General features: G+C 64.6%; 19 protein-coding genes and 2 pseudogenes. 8 read left to right on the top strand and 13 right to left on the bottom strand.

Annotation, left to right across the window (positions count from 1 at the left end; all coding sequences use genetic code 11):
• Positions 1-251 precede the first annotated feature (251 nt).
• The 4 genes and pseudogenes from AC1DY5_RS20625 to AC1DY5_RS20610 all read right to left on the bottom strand — a co-directional run bounded on the left by AC1DY5_RS20625 (position 252) and on the right by AC1DY5_RS20610 (position 2,868).
• Positions 252-476, bottom strand: a complete 225-nt coding sequence (locus tag AC1DY5_RS20625; protein ID WP_478114314.1) for a hypothetical protein — start codon at positions 474-476, stop codon at positions 252-254.
• Between the two features lie 16 nt (positions 477-492).
• Positions 493-1,191: an ExeA family protein gene (locus AC1DY5_RS20620; protein ID WP_478114312.1), complete on the bottom strand. Its 699-nt coding sequence runs from the start codon at positions 1,189-1,191 to the stop codon at positions 493-495.
• A 5-nt stretch (positions 1,192-1,196) separates the two neighbouring features.
• Positions 1,197-2,339, bottom strand: a pseudogene (locus AC1DY5_RS20615) (DDE-type integrase/transposase/recombinase); the annotation flags it as partial.
• A 97-nt stretch (positions 2,340-2,436) separates the two neighbouring features.
• Positions 2,437-2,868, bottom strand: coding sequence for a hypothetical protein (locus AC1DY5_RS20610; RefSeq protein ID WP_478114311.1), 432 nt, complete (start codon positions 2,866-2,868; stop codon positions 2,437-2,439).
• 42 nt (positions 2,869-2,910) lie between these two features.
• On the opposite strand from AC1DY5_RS20610, the gene AC1DY5_RS20605 reads away from it, so the two are divergent.
• From AC1DY5_RS20605 to AC1DY5_RS20595, 3 genes and pseudogenes are all read left to right on the top strand, one after another.
• On the top strand, positions 2,911-3,045 hold the full coding sequence (locus AC1DY5_RS20605; RefSeq protein WP_478114309.1) for a hypothetical protein: 135 nt from the start codon (positions 2,911-2,913) through the stop codon (positions 3,043-3,045).
• A 137-nt stretch (positions 3,046-3,182) separates the two neighbouring features.
• Positions 3,183-3,251 (top strand): annotated as a pseudogene (locus AC1DY5_RS20600) (SEC-C metal-binding domain-containing protein); the annotation flags it as partial.
• Between the two features lie 162 nt (positions 3,252-3,413).
• The gene (locus AC1DY5_RS20595) at positions 3,414-3,710 is read left to right on the top strand and encodes a tetratricopeptide repeat protein (protein WP_478114316.1); all 297 of its coding nucleotides are present in this window, start codon (positions 3,414-3,416) and stop codon (positions 3,708-3,710) included.
• Between the two features lie 332 nt (positions 3,711-4,042).
• Here AC1DY5_RS20595 and AC1DY5_RS20590 read toward each other — a convergent pair whose 3' ends face one another.
• From AC1DY5_RS20590 to AC1DY5_RS20575, 4 genes are all read right to left on the bottom strand, one after another.
• Positions 4,043-4,186, bottom strand: a complete 144-nt coding sequence (locus AC1DY5_RS20590; RefSeq protein WP_478114307.1) for a hypothetical protein — start codon at positions 4,184-4,186, stop codon at positions 4,043-4,045.
• 42 nt (positions 4,187-4,228) lie between these two features.
• On the bottom strand, positions 4,229-4,405 hold the full coding sequence (locus AC1DY5_RS20585; RefSeq protein ID WP_478114305.1) for a DUF4224 domain-containing protein: 177 nt from the start codon (positions 4,403-4,405) through the stop codon (positions 4,229-4,231).
• Positions 4,406-4,940: 535 nt separating this feature from the next.
• Complete coding sequence (locus AC1DY5_RS20580) at positions 4,941-5,333, bottom strand: hypothetical protein (protein WP_478114303.1); 393 nt, start codon at positions 5,331-5,333, stop codon at positions 4,941-4,943.
• The gene (locus tag AC1DY5_RS20575; RefSeq protein ID WP_478114302.1) at positions 5,330-5,554 is read right to left on the bottom strand and encodes a hypothetical protein; all 225 of its coding nucleotides are present in this window, start codon (positions 5,552-5,554) and stop codon (positions 5,330-5,332) included. The genes AC1DY5_RS20580 and AC1DY5_RS20575 overlap by 4 nt, the downstream gene beginning before the upstream one ends.
• A 69-nt stretch (positions 5,555-5,623) precedes the next feature.
• On the opposite strand from AC1DY5_RS20575, the gene AC1DY5_RS20570 reads away from it, so the two are divergent.
• Together AC1DY5_RS20570 and AC1DY5_RS20565 are read left to right on the top strand one after the other, a co-directional pair.
• Positions 5,624-5,995 carry a hypothetical protein gene (locus AC1DY5_RS20570; protein WP_478114300.1) on the top strand — a complete coding sequence of 124 codons (372 nt, stop codon included), beginning with the start codon at positions 5,624-5,626 and terminating at the stop codon, positions 5,993-5,995.
• A gap of 101 nt (positions 5,996-6,096) precedes the next feature.
• A complete protein-coding gene (locus AC1DY5_RS20565; protein ID WP_478114298.1) occupies positions 6,097-6,336 on the top strand; it encodes a hypothetical protein in 240 nt (79 codons plus the stop codon).
• A 210-nt stretch (positions 6,337-6,546) separates the two neighbouring features.
• On the opposite strand, the gene AC1DY5_RS20560 is transcribed toward AC1DY5_RS20565, so the two are convergent.
• The 4 genes from AC1DY5_RS20560 to AC1DY5_RS20545 all read right to left on the bottom strand — a co-directional run bounded on the left by AC1DY5_RS20560 (position 6,547) and on the right by AC1DY5_RS20545 (position 8,222).
• Positions 6,547-6,909 (bottom strand): DUF3850 domain-containing protein, encoded by a 363-nt coding sequence (locus AC1DY5_RS20560; protein ID WP_478114297.1) that lies wholly within the window; start codon positions 6,907-6,909, stop codon positions 6,547-6,549.
• Positions 6,906-7,061: a hypothetical protein gene (locus AC1DY5_RS20555; protein WP_478114295.1), complete on the bottom strand. Its 156-nt coding sequence runs from the start codon at positions 7,059-7,061 to the stop codon at positions 6,906-6,908. The genes AC1DY5_RS20560 and AC1DY5_RS20555 overlap by 4 nt, the downstream gene beginning before the upstream one ends.
• Complete coding sequence (locus AC1DY5_RS20550) at positions 7,058-7,309, bottom strand: hypothetical protein (protein ID WP_478114294.1); 252 nt, start codon at positions 7,307-7,309, stop codon at positions 7,058-7,060. Before AC1DY5_RS20550 ends, AC1DY5_RS20555 begins: the two co-directional genes overlap by 4 nt.
• 112 nt (positions 7,310-7,421) lie before the next feature.
• On the bottom strand, positions 7,422-8,222 hold the full coding sequence (locus AC1DY5_RS20545) for a hypothetical protein (RefSeq protein WP_478114293.1): 801 nt from the start codon (positions 8,220-8,222) through the stop codon (positions 7,422-7,424).
• On the opposite strand from AC1DY5_RS20545, the gene AC1DY5_RS20540 reads away from it, so the two are divergent.
• The gene (locus tag AC1DY5_RS20540) at positions 8,200-10,518 is read left to right on the top strand and encodes a hypothetical protein (RefSeq protein WP_478114291.1); all 2,319 of its coding nucleotides are present in this window, start codon (positions 8,200-8,202) and stop codon (positions 10,516-10,518) included. The two genes, AC1DY5_RS20545 and AC1DY5_RS20540, sit on opposite strands and share 23 nt — an antisense overlap.
• Here the strand turns inward: AC1DY5_RS20540 and AC1DY5_RS20535 are convergent.
• Positions 10,515-10,748: a hypothetical protein gene (locus AC1DY5_RS20535; RefSeq protein WP_478114290.1), complete on the bottom strand. Its 234-nt coding sequence runs from the start codon at positions 10,746-10,748 to the stop codon at positions 10,515-10,517. The two genes, AC1DY5_RS20540 and AC1DY5_RS20535, sit on opposite strands and share 4 nt — an antisense overlap.
• A gap of 370 nt (positions 10,749-11,118) precedes the next feature.
• Here AC1DY5_RS20535 and AC1DY5_RS20530 point away from each other — a divergent pair, with 370 nt between their 5' ends.
• Both AC1DY5_RS20530 and AC1DY5_RS20525 read left to right on the top strand, forming a co-directional pair.
• Positions 11,119-11,661, top strand: coding sequence for a hypothetical protein (locus AC1DY5_RS20530; protein ID WP_478114288.1), 543 nt, complete (start codon positions 11,119-11,121; stop codon positions 11,659-11,661).
• 848 nt (positions 11,662-12,509) lie between these two features.
• The gene (locus AC1DY5_RS20525; protein ID WP_478114287.1) at positions 12,510-12,764 is read left to right on the top strand and encodes a hypothetical protein; all 255 of its coding nucleotides are present in this window, start codon (positions 12,510-12,512) and stop codon (positions 12,762-12,764) included.
• Positions 12,765-13,061 lie beyond the last annotated feature (297 nt).

Here is a 13,061-nt window from a genome sequence, read left to right as displayed (position 1 = left end):
CGGGCATGTCTTCCACGATTCGTGTTGATTCCTCGATGGCCTGTCGGCGCAGCTTGCGGATCTGGTTCTGAGTGTGATCAGCCAATTCGATGGTCCGGCGATCAAGCTTGGCGATGGTCGTTGAACAATGAGTCGGCGGTGTTTGGCGACACGTTGTTCAAGGTTGCTGATGTCTGATGTCCCTCGAATGCGTGAACAAGAACGCCGCCAGGTTTGAGCCTGGCGGCGTTGCACATTGAGGCGTGATGGTTTCAGAACGGCGGGTTGTCGTTGTCGTCGTCGGCGGCGGGCGGGGTCGGGCGAACCATGTTGTGCTCTGCGCGGTCCTCGTAGAAGCGGCGGACCTGGGCGGCGTAGTGGATATCGAACTGGTCGAGCACAAGCTCGATGAAGTTTCGGATTTCGATGACGGCTTCATCGCTGAGCGTTGGCAGCGCGATGGGGTGGGCGTGGGGATCTTGGAGGTCGGTGTTCATGATGTTGCGTGCCTGCTCAACGCCGAGATCCGGTGCGACGGGGGGTTGACGTATCGGGCTGTGCGAATACCTCCAGGTAGAGCTTCTCGTCAAGCTGGGGAAGCTCGCGTTTGGCGGCCACGGCCAGGAGCTCGGCGGCCATGGTGGTGAGGATGCGGTAGTTGCCGACGGCGTGATCGCATAGCGTGTGACGCAGCTGCTGAGTCATCAGGGTGGCGTTGCCTGCTCCGGTCAGCAGATGAGCCAGTCCCTCGATGAGCTCCTCGCGACTGGCGTGCTCGGTGGCCAGGCGGGTGCGGATACGGCTACCCAGCGGGATCAGCTCCTCGCGCCGAAGCTTCTCGATGAGACGGGCATCGCCGGCCAGAACGACGCACAGCAGCGGCTGCGAGTCGAAGCGCGCGCTGGCCAGCAGGCGCAGCTCGCACAGAGCCGCCGGACTCATCTCCTGCGCCTCGTCGATGAGCAGCACGCAGCGCCGACGGGTGGTGTCCAGGTGGGCCAGCCAGCGTTCGCGCAAGGCCTTGAAGCCGCCCCATCGGTTGTGCGGGCGCAGCGCGACGGCGAAGATGTCGCCGAGCTCGCGGTAGAAGTCGGCCAGGTTGCTTTGCGGATGGCTGACGGCGCCGACGGTGACGTCGGAGAGCTTGGACAGTCGCTCGGCCAGCAGGCGCAGTGCGATGCTCTTGCCGGTGCCGGGGTCGCCGTGGATCATGGCAAGCGACAGCCCTGCAGGCTGAAGGTGCCGTCGGATCGACGTGCTCGGCGCTTGACCTCGATGCGGAAGGCGTCGGACAGCGCCGCGGAGCCGGGGCACTGGCGTGCCACGGTCGGACCGGCAAGATGGCGACTCAGCGGCGTGACGCCGATCTCGGAGTGCACCGTGCGGTGGTATTCCTGCTCGACCCAGGCCTGGGTTGCCTCGTTGAGCCGATCCAGCGTGAGGGTCTGCTCTCCCTCGAGCATGGGCATCAGCCGTCCCTCGATGCGGCTCCAGAACGATTCCTGCTTGGCGTTTTGATATGGGCTGTACGGCAGCGTCGTCTGGTGCACGACACCCAGCCGAGCGAGTCCGCAGACGAATTCCTCGGACACCATCGCCGCGCCGTTGTCCGTCATTACCGCCCTTGGCAGGTTGCGCTTCATGAATGCCTGCGACAGGCCATGCACGAGGGTCTGGGCCGTCTCGTCGAGGTACCACTGCAGGTGACAGACCAAGCGCGAGCGGTCGTCGATGAAGCCGACCAGCATCGGCGTCGCCCACTGGCCGCCTCGGGTGAGGACCTTGCGCGAGCCATGGTGGAAGTCAAGGTGCCACAGCGCGCCGACATGCTCGACTTCGAAGCTGCGCACCTCCAGCTGTTCGAGCCGGTCGCGGGCCAGCACCGCGCCCTCGGTGGCGCGCTTGGGGCGGGCCTTCCTGTGCATGCCCTGGCTGAGCAGGAAGCGCCGCACCGTTGCATACGAGGCCACCGGCAAGCCGGCGGCCTGCAGCGTGACGCGCAGGTTGTCCAGGTGCAGCTGGGCCGTCCAGCCGGAGTGCTCCCGGTACTGCGCCGTCAAGGCGGCGATGGCCTGCTCGCTCATGCTGGGGAAGCGACCTTCGTCGCCACGCAGCCGGTCGCGCAACGCAACCAGCGGGTCGTCGCTTCGCCTGGCCGCGTAGTACCAACGTTCCAACGTGGAGACGCCGAAGCGCACGTCCAGGACCGAGTCAGGGTGACGCCACGTCTTGGCCGCCAGGACCAGCAGCGCATCGCGCAGCCGCCCCGGCTCGGGGGGTGAGGCCATCAAGGCGCCGATGACCGAGAAGCGCAGCCGCGCCCAGCGATCCCGTTTGGGCGGATCGAACAATTTCTTCACATGAGGCTCCAGGAGACGCCACACCGGCGGTGCGGCTTGCTGGAACCAAGGCTATGGACCTCCGCCCAGGAGGTCTACGCACAGGTTCTGCGTGTGATCAGCGGGCCTCGAATACCTCAACGACGCTCGGCCTCCCGCTGCGCAGCGTCACCGGGCTGAGGAACACAAGGAGGCGCATCAGGCTGTGGGCCGGCGAGCCCTCGAAGCGCTCGAGCAAAGCGCCCGGGAACCTCGCAACATCAGTGGGCGGCATGAAGCGCGCACACGTTGCGCGCCACAACGGCGTCAGCGGGAACTGCTCGATCCACCAGGCCTGCCAGCGCTGCAGCGTCTGACGCGCGACGCCCAACTCCGTGGCCACACGCACGCTCGTTGGTGTGGACCCGAACCCGGTACGCGACGCTGACGCCAGCACCACCGCGAGTCCCAGGTACACCCGCCGGCCCAGGAAGCGCACCGACAGCGAGGTCGCCCGCTTGCGGCACACCGCACAGCAAAAGCTCAGCCGCGATGAGCAATCGCCTCGCATGCTGGGCGGGCAGCCTCGCGGCTTGCGAGGGTAGTCAGCTCGGTGGAGATCGCCACCGCATCGACAGCCGTCGGCACGACATTGCGCCGCGAACTCGTGGTCGATGCGAAGAAGCAGGGTGAGGAACTTCGGGTCTTGCAGCAAGGCATGGCACACTGGGCTGGTCTCTTCTCGTGATCGATATTGACTTCTCCAAAGGGGCCGTTGACGCAAGGTCCCCGAGGAAAGGAGCGAGGCGGCAGGCGGCGCCTGTGCTGGGCGGCGATGCAGTAACYGTCCTCTTCTCCCAGTCTTGATAGGAGGGATCCACTATGCCAAAAACCGGTCGCAATGATCCCTGCCCCTGCGGCAGCGGTAAGAAGTACAAGCACTGCTGCCTGGAAAAGGATCGGGCGGCCGAATTCGCGCCCGCCATCGCCCAGCGCGTCGCGTTGCAAGCTCAGGAGGCCAACCGAGCTGCTCTGCGAAAGGATTACCAGGCCGAGTTGCTGGAAACCGAGACCACGTTGCGGGAAGCCCAGGCTCTGGATGCGGCGTCCAACGCCGTGGTCGACCTGGTCCATGCCGGCCGCCTCGATGAGGCCGAACAAGCCGCCCGAGAGCTGCTGGTTCGCTACCCAGAGGTGCACGATGGTTACGATCGGCTCGGCATGGTCCATGAGGCCCGCGGCCAGTTCCGCGAGGCCGCCGACTGCTACCGCAAGGTGATCGAGCTCGCGCGTGCCAATCCCGAGGACTATGACGCCGGGTTCGTAGACAGCTTCCTCGAACTCATCGTCAAGCTCGAAGCCTCCGTGGCCGAGGCAGAACGTGCGGTCAACGACGTCGACCAATCCCGTTGACGAAAACTCATCGGCCAGCCGGCCGATACCCGCCCGAATCGCAAGCGGCCCGGCCACCCACGGCAGTTCTCTTCACGCCATGTAATGGCGACCGGACAAGATCAACGTCGCGACCCACCGCTCGATCGAGGTTGAACCATGAAGTACATGGCTCAACCGGGGCGCCTCCGGCGGCCCGGCAGGGGCTCGATTGAATTGAAAGAAGATCAGAACAGCCCCCGCTGCCTGCAACCACCAATGATCTGTTCACGATCGATGAGGGTCGACGAGGCCGGACCATCACGCAACTCGATCAATAGCAGGTGTCAGCCCACCAAGATCAGTGCTCATGCTCAGTTCGCGTCGTCGACCAGGCATTTGAAGCGGAACGCCCAGCGCCCGGACTTCATCTTGTAGCCGATGCTGTACAACGGCGCGCCGTACCGCTCGTAGACGCGGAAGGGCAGGCCGTCAGGGTTGGTGCGGGAGCGGATCATGCGAGCCTCAGGGTTGGCAGGTTCAGGGCCTTCTTGGTCGGCTCAGCCGTCTGGGCCAGCGACGACCTCATCGTAGTGGCCGCGCTTGAGCACTACGCCGCGGCGCCCCATGCGGGCCCGGTAGAACCCTTGCCGGCGCAACTCGTTGAGCTGCATGGTCGGCACTTTGTACTGGGTGATCGCCTCGATTTCCTCGGGCGTAAGAACGATGTCGCTCATGGTGTCGTCCTCGGCGGCAGCACGCCGAACATGGAATCTTGGTCGCGCACCTGGTCGGCGGTCGCGGGTGGTTCTGGTGGCGGAACTGGCCGGCGCGTCTCTTCTCGGCAGCCACCGAGGCAGCGCACGTGTAGGCCCTGGCCGTCGAGTGCGTAGCGGCAGCCGTCGGCGCATGGGGCGCGGGCGGTCATGCGCTGGCCCTCCCGCGGTTGCGTTCTGGAACAATTGTGGCGTGCCTAGTGTCCAACCACAGTTGGCGATCGGGACCGGACCATGGCGAGAAGCGTGTTGTTCGTATACGAGGGTTATCGATTTCTCTGTTCGGCAGAGCGTTTGGGCCGTGCCATATACCGGCCGGTCCTCGTGCGTCGGTTTCCCTGGCCCAGCCAAGGGGGAATGTCTTTGCTGAGTGACTCCGACACTTGTCGAACCGAGGCGGAAGCGATCCGGCACGCTGAGGCGCAAGCCATGAAGTGGGTTCACGATCGGACGGCCCATGCGCCAGTTCGGGTTGGGGTGAGCAAGGGTCATCGGTTCAGACCTCCTCGTCGTCGCTGGTCGGAACATAGTCGGGTGTGGCAGCACGGGCGACAAGGGCGGCTTCGAGCGAGCGCGACAACCAGCGGATGCGGTCCTTGACGGCGGTCATCCAGACGATGGGCATGTGCTGACCGGGCTTCGGGGCCAGCATGTCCTGCACTGAAAGCCGCTGGTCGTAGTTCATGAACGCGCCGTTCGCAAGCTCGTCGTCCGTCAGGTAGCCGAGCGTCAGGGCTTCACGTTCGCCGACGTAGTGACCTGCGTGCGGGTCAGGCTCGCCCGCTGCACGCCAGGTAGCTGCGGGCGTGCTGGCCGGCTGAGGCTCGACGCCGAGGGCGCCGATCGCGCGGCCGACGGCCGACTTCATCCCTTCGCGGAGGGTGTTCATAGGTCTCTCCAGGAAATGCAGCCGACGCTTGCGCACCGGCCATTGGTCCGGCCGTCGATCGACACGGAATAGGCGAACAAGCCGCCGTACTTCACGCAGCGGGTGGAAGACTTCACCGGCTCAGGCGGCCGGAAGGTCGGAGGCGGGCAGTGCCGGGTCTTGACCTCGGTCATGGCGCGGGCGGTGGCGCCGAGGAGGGCGCTGACGTGTTGCCGGGTCATTAGGCGCTCCAGGGAAGCCGCGGCGCGTGCAGGCTGACGCCTACGCAAAATCGAGGCTTCAGGCGCCAGATGGATCTGGCGCTTGGTGTCAGCCTRTGGGTCTGGAAACTCGAATTTCGTGAAATGGAAACCGACGCGAAAAACGACCTCCTTGATAGGCTCCATGTCGCAATGCAAAGACTCGACGAGACGGATCGCGAGTTCAGAGAAAAGCTGCCCATGTTTGCGGCKGGGCACGGGCCATATCCCACCCCTGAAGAATGGCGGCATCGCTGGCAGCTGCAGGCGACGATCGATCGGCTGCGCTGGGAGCTTGAGCAGTTCACGGCTCGATCCTCCTATCCACGCGAGGGATTGGAGGACACGACGATGCTGAAAATTGCCCGTGACCGCATACAGGCCGGAAGGAGAAATCGACGCCCTCAATATGCAAAACGGTGACAAAAGTCCTGCTGGAGCCATCATCTCCAAATGCCGATCGGTGGGTTCGGGGAGGCGAAGGACTCTCAGCTCTGGTCCACTCCATTGACCGAGGTTCGCCTATGACCGACGAATGGCGGCGAATTTTCCTAGCGGCGAGCGAATTTGAATCCTTTGCGGAGGATTGGAACCAGCTGGTCATGCGCGTGCGGCGTGGCGCCGCAGTCGATCCATCCGAATGGAGGGACAAGCTCGCGACGTTGGATTCAGCGTATACGCGGTTCATCGGATTGGTGCCGATGGACATGCCGAAGCGCCGCTGGATCGGCGCGGCTGAAGAGTATGAGGCGCTCGGTTATTGAGGCAGGCCGCCTTCCGCCCTAGCCTTCCCGCCGCAGGACGGGCACGGGGCCAGCGCCACCAGGTCGGCTTCAGCAGGCGACCGACCGCCCTCACTGCCCAGTAGATGGAGAAGGCGATCGCCGCGACAACGGCGACCAGGACGGCAACGCCACCCCAGAAGATGAACTCGGCCAGGATCTTGGCCAGCCAGAAGATGAGGTAGTCGGTCATTAGACGACTACCATCTGGCGCACCACGGCCTCGGCCTGGAGCGCTCGCTTCTTCCACTCGAGCAGGTCGTGCCTGGCGCCCTCGTAGGCGTCGCGGTCGGCCGACTTGAACGACAGGCAGCACCAGCCTGGCCGAAGGCCGTAGCCCTCGAGGAGGTGCGACACGATGCGCGAGCAGGCGCGGCCGGTGTAGTCCAGCGGCGCGCCGGCCTTGATCTCGACGCCGGTGTGCGTGGTCTCGACCAGCACCAGCAGATCCCCGACCTGGAAGCCGCGGTCGTTGAAGCGCATCTCGAAGGTCTTCGCGTTGTCCCAGACGGCCTGGAAAACCAGGGGGTCGGTTTTGAGGTGGTGCGTCTTCACTTGATGGTCCTCATCTGTTCGCGTGCGCGCTGGGCGTCCGTCTTGCCTTGCGGCGGTGCTGGTGCTGGTGCTGGTGCTGGTGGCGGTGCCGGCGGCGTGCGCGGCTTGATGTGGCCGATCCAGTCGGCGTCTTCGTGGGGCCCGGTGATCATTTCTTCGCTCCCTCGACGATCATGGCGTCGGCCACGGCGTAGGCCCACTGGGCGAGCGCCTTCGGGGAGTCGCCGCCGGCGCCGGTGATGACGGCCTTCGCGAAGTCGTCGCGCAGGCTGGTCTCGCGGTGCAGCTTCAACGCCATCATGAAGCTCAGCGTGGTCTTGACCGGGGGGTCGACGCCCTTGTTCTCGGCTTCGTACGCGCGCAGCTCGCGGTAGGTGGTGATGACGGGGAGGTCGCTCATTGCTCGCACTCCGGTCCCGTGGTGTTAGTGGCTTGCGTCAGCTTGTCTGCCAGGCGCTGCTGGCAGGCGTCCCCCGACAGCGCGGCGATCGCGAGCATCAAGAGGGCGCGCTTCATGCTGCCGCCTTGGCCAGCAGGCCGTTGTGGTGACCGATCACCGCGCGGGTGATCTCGTCGAAGGTTGCGTGGAACAGGACCGCACCCTTGATGCGCTCGGACTTGAAGCCCAGGCTCTCCACGAAGGCCGAGGTGACCATGAAGCCAAGGTGCATGCTGATCACGCCAACGCTCAGCTTCGACACCGCGCCGGGCGTCGGAGCGGTCCGCACGGGCATCTGGATCACCGCAGGCGCCGGCGTGACCGTGGCGGTGACGGTCGGCGATGCGGCCGGCGCAATCACCTCGTCCATGACGGCGTCCAGCAGCTGCACCACCACGGGCGTCTCAGCTGCCTTGGCCTTGGCTTCCTCGGCATCCTTGTGGTTCTGGATGCGCAGGGTCACGAGCGCCTTGAAGTCATCGTTCGACTTTGTGACGATCGCCTGCAGATCGGCGAACAGGAACTTGTGGTCCATCACCGTCTCGATGTAGGCGGTGTTCGCGCGCAGCACCTGGGCCTGCGCGTCGGCCGCGATCTTGCCGTTGGCCAGCTCGGTGTCGATGGCGTTCTGCAGGCTCTCGGGCGTGCGCTTGTTCTTCGCCGCTTCGTTGAAGTCGGGCATCGACACGCTCAGCTTGATCGGGTCGATCTCGGTCTCGAGCTTAGCGATGTGGGCCTTCCACGCATCGCGCGCCTTCACGATCAGCTTCTCCTTGCGTCCCTTCTTCTCGGCCTCGACCGCCTTGTCGATCGCAATCCGCTTGGTGTCGAGCTGATTGATGATGTGGTCGATGGTGCTGAAGAGCTCGGCCACCGACCCGAGCCTGCCTCCGGTCCAGATGGCCGGCAAGGGCCTTGATCGCCTCACGCCCGAAGAGCGAGACGCGGTCGAGATGCTGCACCAGTACGGCGAGGAGGTCCTGCAGCGCGCCAAGGCGGTCGGCATGTTCAAGGGCGACGGGCTGCCCTACTGGACGCCGCGCATGGCCGCGATGATCGACACCAACGGCGAGTACAGCCGCCCGCCCTCGGGCGACGGCAAGACCGCCACCAGCAGTGGCCAGGGCCGCAACTTCTCCACGAGCTCGAAGAACCTGAGGGAGCGCAAGTACCTGACGGCAGCCGAGACCGAGCTGGCCATGAAGGCCAAGCTGAACGTGGCTGGCCAAGAGGCCGAGCTCGTGCGCGACATCCGCATCCAGCCGATGGCGATGGACAAGCTCGAGCGCGCGATCGCCGGGCGCGAGCTGGTGAACCAGATCAAGGCGCTGGGCCGCCTAACCGGCCAGGCGAGCACCTCGCCGACCGCGGCACCCGACTTCTTCACGATGGACCACCCGGCCTTCACGACCTACAAGCCGCGCATGGGCGAGGACGCCACCGGCCACTGGGGCGTGCTCCACGACGACCAGGGCAACGTGATCCTGGACAAGACGCCCATCTACATCCATAAGGACTTCGAGGGCCCGCTGAAGGCGATCCTGACGCAGCAGGACGGGCCGCTCTACCGTGGCTACATGCTGCTCAAGTCGAAGGCTATGAGCGCCATCATGGTCTCGCCGCTGACCCACAACATGGTGATCGCCGGCCGTGCGTTCGCCTATGCCGGGCTGAGGCTGCCGAAGCTCTACTTCACCGGCCACGCCGCCAGGCTCGATCCGGATCTGATGACCAACGCAATCGGCCACGGCATGGTGCCGATCAGCGGCGCCAACCACTCGATGGTCGACGTCGGCGACATCGCACGCGGCGTCGGCAAGGACGGCGGCTGGGGCGACCCGAATGAAAGCTGGATCGGCCTGGGTGCGAAGGCGGTGGGCAACAAGGTGGTCAAGGGCCTGGGCACCAAGCTCAAGGCCGGCGTCGACGCGGCCGGTGACTTCTGGCACGGCACCCTGCTGTGGAATCGCATCGGCGACCTGCAGGCCGGGATCTTCCAGCACGCCAACGCCGCAGCCCTCAAGAAGGGCCTGGACGCGAATGCGGCTGCCACGTATGCCGCGCACGTGGCGAACCGCTACGCGGGCGCTGTGGGCCGGGAGAACATGTCCGCGGTGGCACGCAAGTTCGCCAACGTGATCCTGTTCTCGCGCTCGTTCAACATGGGCAACATTGGCGCCGTGAAGGACGTGTTCTACGGGATGCCCGCCGGCCTGCGCGCGCAGATGGCTGAGAAGTCCACCGCGGCCAGCGCCGAGCTGGGCCTGAACATGGCCAAGCGCAAGGCCTTCTCTGGGCTGGTGGCCGTCCTGGCCGCCACCGTGCTGGTGACCTCCCTGGTGCAGGACTGGGTCCGCCGCAACAAGGACGACCCGATGGGCAAGGAGATCGCCGACGCACTGGGCGGCTACTCGGCGCGCGCCTCCGACATGTGGCAGGGCATCAAGGACCACCCGGGCAAGATGGGCAGCTACGACCCTTACCGGCTGTCGTCGACCTGGCACAACGAGCCGACCAAGCAGGACCGCGTGGACATGGGCGCCCAGGACTCTGGCCGCCACGAGTACATGCGCCTGCCGACCGGCAAGGTGGTCGAGGACACGATCGGCTGGCTGACACACCCGTCGGACACCTTCGTGAAGAAGATGAGCCCGGCGGCCAAGGCGGTCGCCGACGTCGCGACCAACAACAAGGGCTTCGGCGTGCCGCTCTGGGATCCCTCGGGCAGCACCACCCAGAAGGCCATGGACATCGCGATGCACCTGGTCCAGTCCCAGGTGCCATGGGACACGATCCGCACGGGCTACGACATGGCCAACGGCGCAGCGACGTCGCTGGACAAGCAGAAGATGGCCGGCAACCTGAGTGGCCTGTCGATCTCCCAGGGCCACCCGGGGGGGCCCGAGGGCGCTGTCGCCGCGCAGACCGAGCAGCGCATCACGGCGTCCAAGGCCTATGCGATGGAGGAGGTCAAGCGCTCGCTGAAGTACGGCGACACTGACCATGCGCTCGAGGTGCTCGAGGCGACGGGGCTGACGCCGAAGGAAGCTGGCCGGATCGTCCGCAGCATCGACAACCCGAGGTCGGGGATGTCACGCGCGGCGAACAAGAAGTTCAGCCAGCACGCCAACGAGGAAGAGCGCGCGACGATGGAGGAACTCGATCGCTAGGGCTCGGTCTTGGCTGGCCAGTTGGACTGCGGCGCCGCTTCGACGACCGTGTCCTGCTGGTCGCTCGGGCAGGACAGCGTCGCGGTCTTGAACTCGGCGTCCCGCCAGGCGAAGCAGTGCTGCTGATCGGTCGCGCGCTCGTTGCCACCGGTGGGCACCGTCACCATGATGATCTCGCCGGCGTCAACCTTGTGGACGATGGCAGTGGCCGGCTGGTTCGCGCGGTCCACGTTGATCTGCTGGCGCTCGGCGCGCGAGACCCTCGGCGCCGCATCCGGCCAGGATGACGGAGATCAGAAGGGGTGGGAGCCAGCGCATGCCCGCGAATGTACATCGGCACCCAGCTATTCCGTGAGCGGTAAGACTAGGTGGACTATGGACAACGGCGTCTGCAGGACCTTGCGCCGCCGTGCGCTCCAGCGCGTGGGCCGTCAACGGCCCACGCGGCTTGACTGAGCCCAGACCCGTCGCTGTTCGAGCGGGCCAGCACCGAGGCCACAGGGTTGGCTGCGTGCGACCGACATCGAAAAGGGGCGTTTGAACTTACTATCCTCCAAAAGCAAGGTTGCTCCCTACTCTGTCTGCGACAAGGAGAATGCGATGACCATGGTCACTGGCTTGTTCAAGGACAAGGACAGCGCGGAGCTCGCTTTCCAGTCCGTTGTCGACCTGGGCTACGACAAGGGCGATGTCAATGTGGTCATGTCCGACGAAGTTCGCCAACGATACTTTCTCGCCCACAACCCGACCACAGATTATCCAGATACGACTGATCTGGAAGAGAAGGCCGCTGCAGCAGATATCAACAACCCAGCGAACAACACGTGGGGTGGTCCGGTGGGTGGGACGGTGGGCACGCTTGCGCCGGTAGTTGCAGCTGTGGGCGTGTTACTGATTCCTGGCTTCGGGATAGTTGCCGGGCCGTTGGCCATAGCACTGATAGCTTCCGCAGCGACTGGTGTAGCGATCGGCCTCATGGGAATACTCAAGAATTGGGGCATTCCGGACTCGCGCGTCGAGCAGTACGAAGTCGGACTCCGTGTAGGCGGCATTCTGCTTGGAGTGAAAGCGCACTCCGACGCAGATGCCTTGCAAATCCAGCAACGTTGGCAAGAAAGCGGTGGAGAACACATTCATTCGTAGGCCCCTGAGCCATTGCGCTGGCAGTCACCTCGAAGGCCGCCCGATTTCCTTGTCCCGGAACCGCGGGCGATGCGTGGGGGCCGAAGAGGAAATCGAGAGTCAGGATCACCCATGTGTTATTCGGCTCAGGTCTCGGCGGACTACCGCCGCTACATCCGCGACTTCGGCGCAGAACTCGACATCAAGGAGTTTTACGAGCCGCTCCAGTTAAGTCCGCTGGAGCTAAGCGGATACCCGTTACTAGCATACAGTTCAAGACCCTGGAAAAGTGCGGCGGGCAGGTGCAGGCGGCCTTCTCGGCGGATGCGCGCCTCGCTAGAACCCAGTGGCTCCGCTCGGGCTTTTCAGCAACAGGGYCCAGCGTCCTAGTCCGACAAACACTCGCAAGGCTCTGGCGGAGAATCTCACCATGAAATCTGAACATGCACAGATGGATGAAAGCGCCAGTGACGTTGCATTTCGCTGGGCTATCGTTGCCATGATCGTCGYGGCGATCGGGGTGCTGACGTACTCCTTCATTTCTGGGRTGAACTTCTAGGTACGGCAACGACTCACGTTGCGCCGCGGGACCTGCAAAGCCAGCCAGCGACCCACTCCCTGCAAAGCCAGCCAGCGAGCCACTCGCCGTCCCCATCCGGCGAAGGCGTCGCTGCGCCATGAAAAAGCCCGCCGAAGCGGGTAAGACTTCTTCCAAGGTCCAAGGAAGGACTCATCGTGGACCTCATTCCTGAAGCCTGACGCTGCACTGCAGCAGGTCAACCCCGATAGTTTTCTATCATTTTTTCGCTTTTGCGCCTAATCTTCAATAGGCTGCGGCTCCCTCCGTAAGAACAGAAGAAGAGGTCCCAATGCTCACCGATGGTGGGGCGGAATTTGACTATCGAGAATGGGTAGTGCGCGTGGAGATCACGGGTGCCGGAGAGGCGTTCTCAGGGCGCGCAGATATGTTTCGGAAGGGACAGCACAAATGCCGCTTGGTGCTGTCCACTTCGCGCCTCGACGCAACTGCTGCAAAACTCGCGCTGGGCACGAAAGCCCGCAACTTCATTGACGACTGGATGTCCCGCAACGAGACCGGCGAATCGCGATTCTCGGATCTGTAGGGCCGGGGCCTCGATGTCGGCGGCCCGTCACCGACAATCCGGCTGTCGCCCGGTCTCATGCCGCGCGTGGCACGGGGCATTCCTCTAGCCTGGATTTCCACGCACCACTATTTGGGTAACGCTGCTCGATAGGAGCAGACCGCTTCTGCGCCTGGCGCCGGAGTGGCCTGGGCCTTCAGCGTTAGCGGTTGGTGCGCCCATCCCATCATTTCGACGGCCCCCACGCGGGGCCGTCGGCGTTCTTGCATCGCTTGCGCCAGTCCTGCCAATCGCTCGCCAAGCCGCATGCAGCTTGAG

The sequence above is a fragment of the Variovorax sp. P4_D9 genome, assembly GCF_056401695.1.
The sequence above is the reverse complement of the archived record's forward strand: the minus strand, read 5'-3'. Positions and strand labels throughout refer to the sequence as shown.

What these genes read in the sequence shown, in the direction of transcription:
- AC1DY5_RS20625 (WP_478114314.1), bottom strand. Translation starts at nt 476, where the DNA reads ATGAACACCGACCTCCAAGATCCCCACGCCCACCCCATCGCGCTGCCA.
- AC1DY5_RS20620 (WP_478114312.1), bottom strand. Translation starts at nt 1,191, where the DNA reads ATGATCCACGGCGACCCCGGCACCGGCAAGAGCATCGCACTGCGCCTG.
- AC1DY5_RS20610 (WP_478114311.1), bottom strand. Translation starts at nt 2,868, where the DNA reads ATGCGAGGCGATTGCTCATCGCGGCTGAGCTTTTGCTGTGCGGTGTGC.
- AC1DY5_RS20590 (WP_478114307.1), bottom strand. Translation starts at nt 4,186, where the DNA reads ATGATCCGCTCCCGCACCAACCCTGACGGCCTGCCCTTCCGCGTCTAC.
- AC1DY5_RS20585 (WP_478114305.1), bottom strand. Translation starts at nt 4,405, where the DNA reads ATGAGCGACATCGTTCTTACGCCCGAGGAAATCGAGGCGATCACCCAG.
- AC1DY5_RS20580 (WP_478114303.1), bottom strand. Translation starts at nt 5,333, where the DNA reads ATGAACACCCTCCGCGAAGGGATGAAGTCGGCCGTCGGCCGCGCGATC.
- AC1DY5_RS20575 (WP_478114302.1), bottom strand. Translation starts at nt 5,554, where the DNA reads ATGACCCGGCAACACGTCAGCGCCCTCCTCGGCGCCACCGCCCGCGCC.
- AC1DY5_RS20565 (WP_478114298.1), top strand. Translation starts at nt 6,097, where the DNA reads ATGACCGACGAATGGCGGCGAATTTTCCTAGCGGCGAGCGAATTTGAA.
- AC1DY5_RS20555 (WP_478114295.1), bottom strand. Translation starts at nt 7,061, where the DNA reads ATGATCACCGGGCCCCACGAAGACGCCGACTGGATCGGCCACATCAAG.
- AC1DY5_RS20550 (WP_478114294.1), bottom strand. Translation starts at nt 7,309, where the DNA reads ATGAGCGACCTCCCCGTCATCACCACCTACCGCGAGCTGCGCGCGTAC.
- AC1DY5_RS20540 (WP_478114291.1), top strand. Translation starts at nt 8,200, where the DNA reads ATGGTGCTGAAGAGCTCGGCCACCGACCCGAGCCTGCCTCCGGTCCAG.
- AC1DY5_RS20530 (WP_478114288.1), top strand. Translation starts at nt 11,119, where the DNA reads ATGACCATGGTCACTGGCTTGTTCAAGGACAAGGACAGCGCGGAGCTC.
- AC1DY5_RS20525 (WP_478114287.1), top strand. Translation starts at nt 12,510, where the DNA reads ATGCTCACCGATGGTGGGGCGGAATTTGACTATCGAGAATGGGTAGTG.